5 protein-coding genes are annotated in these 6,253 nt (G+C 75.0%); 1 reads left to right on the top strand and 4 read right to left on the bottom strand.

The window, feature by feature from the left end; all coding sequences use genetic code 11:
- From ACFV6I_RS16515 to asnB, 4 genes are all read right to left on the bottom strand, one after another.
- Positions 1-584: condensation domain-containing protein (locus ACFV6I_RS16515; RefSeq protein WP_380425898.1), on the bottom strand; the 584-nt coding region annotated here is incomplete at its 3' end.
- Positions 581-2,368: a non-ribosomal peptide synthetase gene (locus ACFV6I_RS16510; RefSeq protein ID WP_380425896.1), complete on the bottom strand. Its 1,788-nt coding sequence runs from the start codon at positions 2,366-2,368 to the stop codon at positions 581-583. The genes ACFV6I_RS16515 and ACFV6I_RS16510, both read right to left, overlap by 4 nt.
- Complete coding sequence (locus tag ACFV6I_RS16505) at positions 2,365-3,108, bottom strand: aspartate/glutamate racemase family protein (RefSeq protein WP_380338999.1); 744 nt, start codon at positions 3,106-3,108, stop codon at positions 2,365-2,367. The genes ACFV6I_RS16510 and ACFV6I_RS16505 overlap by 4 nt, the downstream gene beginning before the upstream one ends.
- On the bottom strand, positions 3,105-4,988 hold the full coding sequence (gene asnB / locus ACFV6I_RS16500; protein WP_380425894.1) for an asparagine synthase (glutamine-hydrolyzing): 1,884 nt from the start codon (positions 4,986-4,988) through the stop codon (positions 3,105-3,107). Before asnB ends, ACFV6I_RS16505 begins: the two co-directional genes overlap by 4 nt.
- Before the next feature lie 324 nt (positions 4,989-5,312).
- Between asnB and ACFV6I_RS16495 the strand changes: the two genes are divergently transcribed.
- On the top strand, positions 5,313-6,146 hold the full coding sequence (locus ACFV6I_RS16495; RefSeq protein WP_380425892.1) for a thioesterase II family protein: 834 nt from the start codon (positions 5,313-5,315) through the stop codon (positions 6,144-6,146).
- Positions 6,147-6,253: the final 107 nt, after the last annotated feature.

The raw sequence follows: 6,253 nt of genomic DNA, 5'->3' as shown, positions 1-6,253 counted from the left end.
GCCCGGGCGCCGATCCCGCCTTGGTGGGGCCCGCCCGGGGGGTGGGGGGCCGGCCCCGCGCCGCGGTGTGCGGGGGCGTCGCCGGCGCCCCGCGACTCCAGGAAGACGCCGAAGCCCCAGGCGTCGACCACGATGTGGTGGGCGGTGAACAGCAGCAGCGAGCGGCCGCCGCCCAGCAGGAACAGCTGGGTGCGCATCAGCGGGGGCCGGGCCAGGTCGAAGGGCACGGCCACGGCGCGGGCGGTGAGCTCGGCGAGCCGGTCCGCGCGCTCGCCCTCGGGGACGCCGGTCAGGTCGACGGTCTCGACGGCCGGGCGGACCAGGTCGGCGAACAGCTGCCACGGCTCGCCCGCCCCGTCGGCGGCGACGGCGCAGCGCACCACCTCGTGCCGCCGGGCGACGGCGGCCAGCGCCCGTTCCAGGGCGGCCACGTCCAGCGGGCCGCTGACGTGGAAGGCGGCGCTCTCGTTGTGCAGGGCGGTGCCGGGCAGCACCTGTTCGGCCCGCCAGATGGAGCGCTGGGCGTAGGACAGCGGCGCGCGGGCGCGGTCGCCGCGCAGCGGCAGGGAGGTGTCGCGGCTCATCGGCGGCCGCCCTCCGGCGAGGCGTCCGCGCGGCCGGCGGCGACGGCCGCGGCCAGCCCGGCGACGGTCGGGTCGCCGACGTACACCCGCAGCGGCACCTCGACGCCGAAGCGGGTGCGCAGCCCGTCCAGCAGGCGGGCGATGCCCAGTGAGTCCCCGCCGAGCAGGGCGAAGTCGTCGTGCCGGCCGACGGCGGGCACGTGCAGCAGCTCGCGCCACAGCTCGGCGATGCCGGCCTCCAGGCCGTCCAGCGGCTGCTCTCCGGTGCGCCCGGCCAGGGCGGCGGCCGGGCTGGGCAGCGCCCGCCGGTCGGCCTTGCCGCTGAGGGTGCGCGGGATCGCGGCGAGCCGCAGGTACAGGGCGGGGCGGGCGGCGGCGGGCAGGCCCTCGGCGGCGTGCGCGCGCAGTTCCTCGTCGGTGGCGCCGTCGGCGACCAGGTAGGCGCAGAGCACCGGTTCGCCGTCGGTCTCCTCGACCAGGGCGGCGCAGACGTCCGCCACCGCGGGGTGGCGGCGCAGCAGGTCCTCGATCTCGCCGAGTTCGACCCGGGCGCCGTTCACCTTGACCTGCTGGTCGCGGCGGCCCAGGACCTCCAGGGTGCCGTCGGCGTCCAGTCGGCCGAGGTCGCCGGTGCGGTACCGGTCCGGTGCGACGAAGCCGTCGGCCGTGTCGCCCAGGTAGCCGCGCAGCGGGAACGGGGTGCGGATCTCGATCTCGCCGATCGCGTCCACCACCGGGCGCCCGCCGAACAGCACCCCGATCTCGACGCCGGGCATCGGGCGGCCGGCCGGGACGGTCTCGGCCTCGGCGTCCTCGGCGGTGAGCCGGCGGAAGACCTTGGTCATGGTGGTCTCGGACGGCCCGTAGAGGTTGACCAGCTCCTTGTCGCCCCCGAACAGGGCCCGCCACCAGGCGATGTCGGCGGGGCGGACCGGCTCCCCGGCCATCAGCACGCTGCGCAGCCGCGGCAGGGAGTCGGCGGCCAGCCCGGCGGCGCGCAGGGTGCGGAACACGGTGGGCACGCAGTGCAGCAGGTCGACCTGCTGCTCGGTCAGCCAGCGGGCCAGGGCCGCGCCGACGGGGATGGCGCCGGGAGCCGGGAGCACGGCGGTGCCGCCGGCGCACAGCGGGACGAGGGCGTCGCGCAGGAAGGCGTCGAAGCCGGGGGAGGTGAGCATGGAGATCCGGGTGCCCGGGGCGATGCCGAACTCGGCGATCTCCCAGTCCAGGAAGTGCGCGACGGCCTGGAAGCTGCCCCGGATGCCCTTGGGGCGGCCGGTGGTGCCCGAGGTGAAGTAGACGTAGCCGGCGTCGGGGCCGCTGATGCCGGTCCAGTCGTCGGCCGCCCAGGGCAGCGGGGTGATCGACTCGGCGGTGAGCAGCGGCAGTTCGCCCTGTCCGGCGACGGCCAGGTGCTGCCCGCCGGTGGTCGGGCCGTGTCCGGCGGCGGCCAGCGCGGAGCGGCCGGCGGCGTCGGCGAGCACGGTGCCCGGCCGGAGGTCCTCCAGCAGGGCCGTCCAGCGGGCGGCGGGCTGGCGGGTGTCCACCGGGGCGAACGGGCGGCCGGTGGCGGCGCAGGCGAGGATCGCCGCGACCACCGGGACGGGGTCCGCGCAGGCGACCAGGACCGGGCCGGTGCCGGTGGCGAGGCGGTCGCGCAGGCCGGCGGCCAGTCCGGCCAGCTCCTGGTGGCTCCAGACCCGCTCGGCGGTGGCGAGGGCGGGGGCGGCGGCTCGGCGCTCGACCTGGTCGGCCCAGCGGTCGAGGATGCTCGTGTGGCTCACAACTCTCCGTTCATGATCCGGTGGGCCACGACCGTCAGCGGGTCGAGGGAGGGCAGGGCCTCGCTCAGACCGGCGTCCTCGATCGCCCTGGTGACCAGGTGCAGCTCGGTGCAGGCGGCGACGAAGGACCGCACGCCGTAGCGGGGCAGGGTCTCGCGCAGGAAGTCGATGGTGCGGGCCGGGTCCTCGCCGCGCTTGAGGCGGTGGATCTCCCGGTGCAGCGCCTCCTGGTCCGGCGGGCGCAGCGCCACCAGCTGCCGGGCGGCCCGGGCCCCGGCGGCGCCGGAGGTGAGGATGCCGGCCCGGGCGGTGCCGGAGGAGCAGAGCAGCAGGTGCGGTTCGCCGGCCGCGGCCAGTTCCTCGTGCACCACGTCGACCAGTGAGACGCAGCGCGCCGCGAGGTCGGCCGGCAGGTCGCCGAGCACGTGGTGGGCGGTGATGCAGGCGACGACCACGCGTTCCGCGCCGGCGGCCAGCAGGCCGCGCAGCGAGGACTCCACGGCGCGGCGCAGCTCGTCGAGTTCGCCGCTGCCGATGGCCTCGGTGCGGTCCACCACGGCCGGGTCGGACCAGAGCAGCACCCGCGGGGTGTCCTGTTCGGGGTGGAGCCGGCAGGCCCGGTAGACGGTGCGCAGCAGTTCGACGGAGGCCAGCGGCCCCATGCCGCCGACCACCCCGACCAGCGGGTGGCGCGGGCGGGTGCCGGGGCCGGCGATCGGCCCGGCGGCTGTGGCGGTCATCCCAGGCACGGCAGATCGAACTCCTCGACGAAGAGGGCGAAGGTCGCGACGAGCATCAGGTAGTCGGTGTCCAGGTGGGCGTGCACCTGCTGGCCGTCACCGCGCTGACGTTGCGTCAGGGCGGCGATGGTGTCCGGGTTGAAGTAGCCCTGGCGGCGGACGGTCGCGGGGGAGACCAGCTCCTCGAACCAGTCGGCGCCGGTGCTCAGCAGGTGGCTGCTGGTCTGGCCGCGGAAGCCGTACTTCTGCCGGCTGAGCACCTCGCCGGGCACCAGGCCCTCGGCCGCCCGGCGCAGCACGGCCTTCTCCCGGCCGTGGGCGAGCATCAACTCCGGTGGCAGCGTGGTGGCGTGGTCGACCACCGCGTTCGCCAGGAAGGGGAAGCGCAGCTCGACGCCGTTGGCCAGGGCCATCCGGTCGCCGTGGTCGCCGAGCAGGTGGTCGGCGAGCCGCAGGTGGTAGTCGAGGTAGGAGCGCTGGTGCAGCGGGTGGCGCCCGGCCAGCCGCTCGGGGTCGACGAGGCGCTGGTTGGTGACGGAGAACTCGTCCAGCCCGTGGGCCAGGTCCTCGGCGTACAGCTCGCGGCGGAACTCCTGGGCGGGCAGCTGGTCCTGCTCGTAGCCGAGGTCGACGCCCCACATCCGTTCGCGGATCTCGCGTTCCAGCCGGGCGTCCAGGCCGGTGAGCCGGCTGCCGCCGAGCCCGGTGGCGTCGAAGCGGTAGCCGGGGTAGCCGCCGAACAGTTCGTCGGCGCCCTCGCCGCTGAGCGCGCCGACCGTCCCGGCGGCGCGGACGGCCTCGGACAGCGCCAGCGAGCAGACGTTGTACGACTCGCGCACGGGTGCCTCGGCGTGGCGCACCATCGCGGTGATCCGCTCGGCCACCTCGTGCTCGCCGACCGGGACTTCGTGGTGCTCGGTGCCCAGCTTGGCGGCGACCAGCCGCTGGTGCGGGCCCTCGTCGAAGTCGCGGCCGGGGAAGGTGACGGAGAAGCTGGGCCAGGCGTGGCCGGGCCGGGCCCGGGCCATCAGGGCGCCGATCAGGCTGGAGTCGAGGCCGCCGCTGAGGTACATGCCGATCGGCACGTCGGCGAGCAGGCGGCTGCGCACGGCCTCGTCGAGCAGGTCGGCGGTGCGGTGGGCGTACCGGTCCAGCTCCTGGTCCAGGGCCTCGGGGGCCACCGGGTCGAGGTCGGCGGCGAGCGGGAAGTCGAGGTCCCAGTACCGTTCGGTGCGCACGCCGGAGCGGTCGGCGATCAGCCGCTCGCCGGGGCGCAGGGCGCTGATCCCCTCGAACATGGTGCGCGGGCTGACCAGCCCGGGCAGCGTCAGCACCTGGTCGAGGCCGCGCAGGTCGACCCGGGCGCTGACGGCGGGGTGGCGCAGGATCGCCTTGATCTCGGAGGCGAAGATCAGCTGGCCGTCGGCGACGGTGTAGAAGAGCGGGACGATGCCGGCCCGGTCGCGGGCGAGCAGCAGCCGCTGCGCGGCGGCGTCGTGCAGCGCGAAGCCGAACTGGCCGTCCAGGTGGGCCGTCAGGTCCTCGCCGTACTCGCGGTACAGGTGGACCAGCACCTCGGTGTCGCTCTCGGTGCGGAACCGGTGGCCGCGGCGGCTCAGCGCGGTGCGCAGCTCGCGGTGGTTGTAGATCTCGCCGTTGCAGACCGAGACCAGGGTGCCGTCCTCGGTGCGGTGCGGCTGGTTGCCGCCGGCGAGGTCGTTCAGGGCCAGCCGGCGAAAGCCCAGGCACAGGCCGTCCGTGGCGTAGTGGCCGTCGTCGTCGGGGCCGCGGTGCACCAGGCACGCCGTCATCTCCCGGACCACGGCGGCATCGGCCGGGCGACCGCCGCCCAGGACGAATACGCCGGTTATTCCGCACATTCTGTCCGCCCTCTCCCGTCGTGCGTTCGGAACTCGTCGTCGGAACTTGTCGTCGGAACTCGCCGATCGAAATACTCTGGAAATATCCGAAAGAAACCCGGACGAAGAGCACCGTAACAGAGCTCGGTGTTCCGGGAAAGACTCAAGATCCTTATGCGCCAACCGACTATTTCAGGGCACAACTGAGCTGCGGCATCGCCTGGTTGGATCTGCCCAGGGCATGCCGGAATACGGGCTGGACCAACCCGTGAATTACCGCATAAAGTCGTGCGGGAGGCCTGTTCAGGCTTCGCGTAATTGACTGGGAAAGAAAAAGGAGCAGCGATGACCGGTTCGTCCGCCGTACAGCACGACGAGGTGGCCCGATGGACGCCGTGGCACCGGGACGCCGCGCCGAACGGGCGGTCCGGGCCCGTACGCGTCTACTGCCTGCCGCACGCCGGCGGCTCCGCGAGCGCCTACCTGCCGTGGGCCCGGTCCGGCGAGCAGCCGGGCCTGACGATCGTTCCGGTGGAACTGGCGGGCCGGGGCACCCGCCTCGCCGAGCCGCCGACGGCCGTCATGGACGAGGTGGTCGACGGCCTGCTCGCCCTGCTGGCGAGCCGCCCGGCGGACGAACCGTTCATCCTCTTCGGCCACAGCATGGGCGCCCGGATCGCCTACGAGACGACCCGCCGGCTCGCCGCCGAGGCACGGCCGCTGCCGCTCTCCCTCGTGGTCTCCGGCGGCCGGGCCCCCGGCACCCCGGACGTCACCCGGCTGCACGGACTCACCGACGACGAGCTCCTGGAGCGCATCGTCGGCCTCGGCGGGACCCCGGCCGAGGTGCTGGAGTTCGCCGACCTGATGCAGATGATCCTGCCGGTGCTCCGGGCCGACGTCACCCTGCTGGGCGAGTACAACGACCGGATCCGGCCGACCGTGCTGCCCTGCCCGGTGCTGGCGCTCGGCGGCGCCGACGACCTGATGGCCGGACCGGAGTGGATCACCGGCTGGCGGGCCACCACGGCGGCCGGCTTCCGCCACCGCATCCTGCCGGGCGACCACTTCTTCCTGCACCAGCAGCGGGCCGAGGTGCTCGCGGAGCTCGCGGCGCAGGCCCGGGCGTGCCTGGACACCGCGGACGGCCCCCAGGAGGGCCGGGCGCCGGGCGCCTGACCCCGGCCGCCCGGTTCCGTACGACGGGGCCGGGCGGCGGGTGGCGGTCCGTCCGGAACGCTCCGGACGGACCGTCATCGCCGGCCCTCGTCGGCCCGTCGCAGGAC

This window comes from Kitasatospora sp. NPDC059803 (genome assembly GCF_042732255.1).
GTDB lineage: Bacteria > Actinomycetota > Actinomycetes > Streptomycetales > Streptomycetaceae > Kitasatospora.
This window is presented reverse-complemented; position numbering and strand designations above follow the sequence as displayed.

Coding starts and splice junctions, on each gene's coding strand:
- ACFV6I_RS16495 (WP_380425892.1), top strand. CDS start 5,313: ATGACCGGTTCGTCCGCCGTACAGCACGACGAGGTGGCCCGATGGACG.
- asnB (WP_380425894.1), bottom strand. CDS start 4,988: ATGTGCGGAATAACCGGCGTATTCGTCCTGGGCGGCGGTCGCCCGGCC.
- ACFV6I_RS16505 (WP_380338999.1), bottom strand. CDS start 3,108: ATGACCGCCACAGCCGCCGGGCCGATCGCCGGCCCCGGCACCCGCCCG.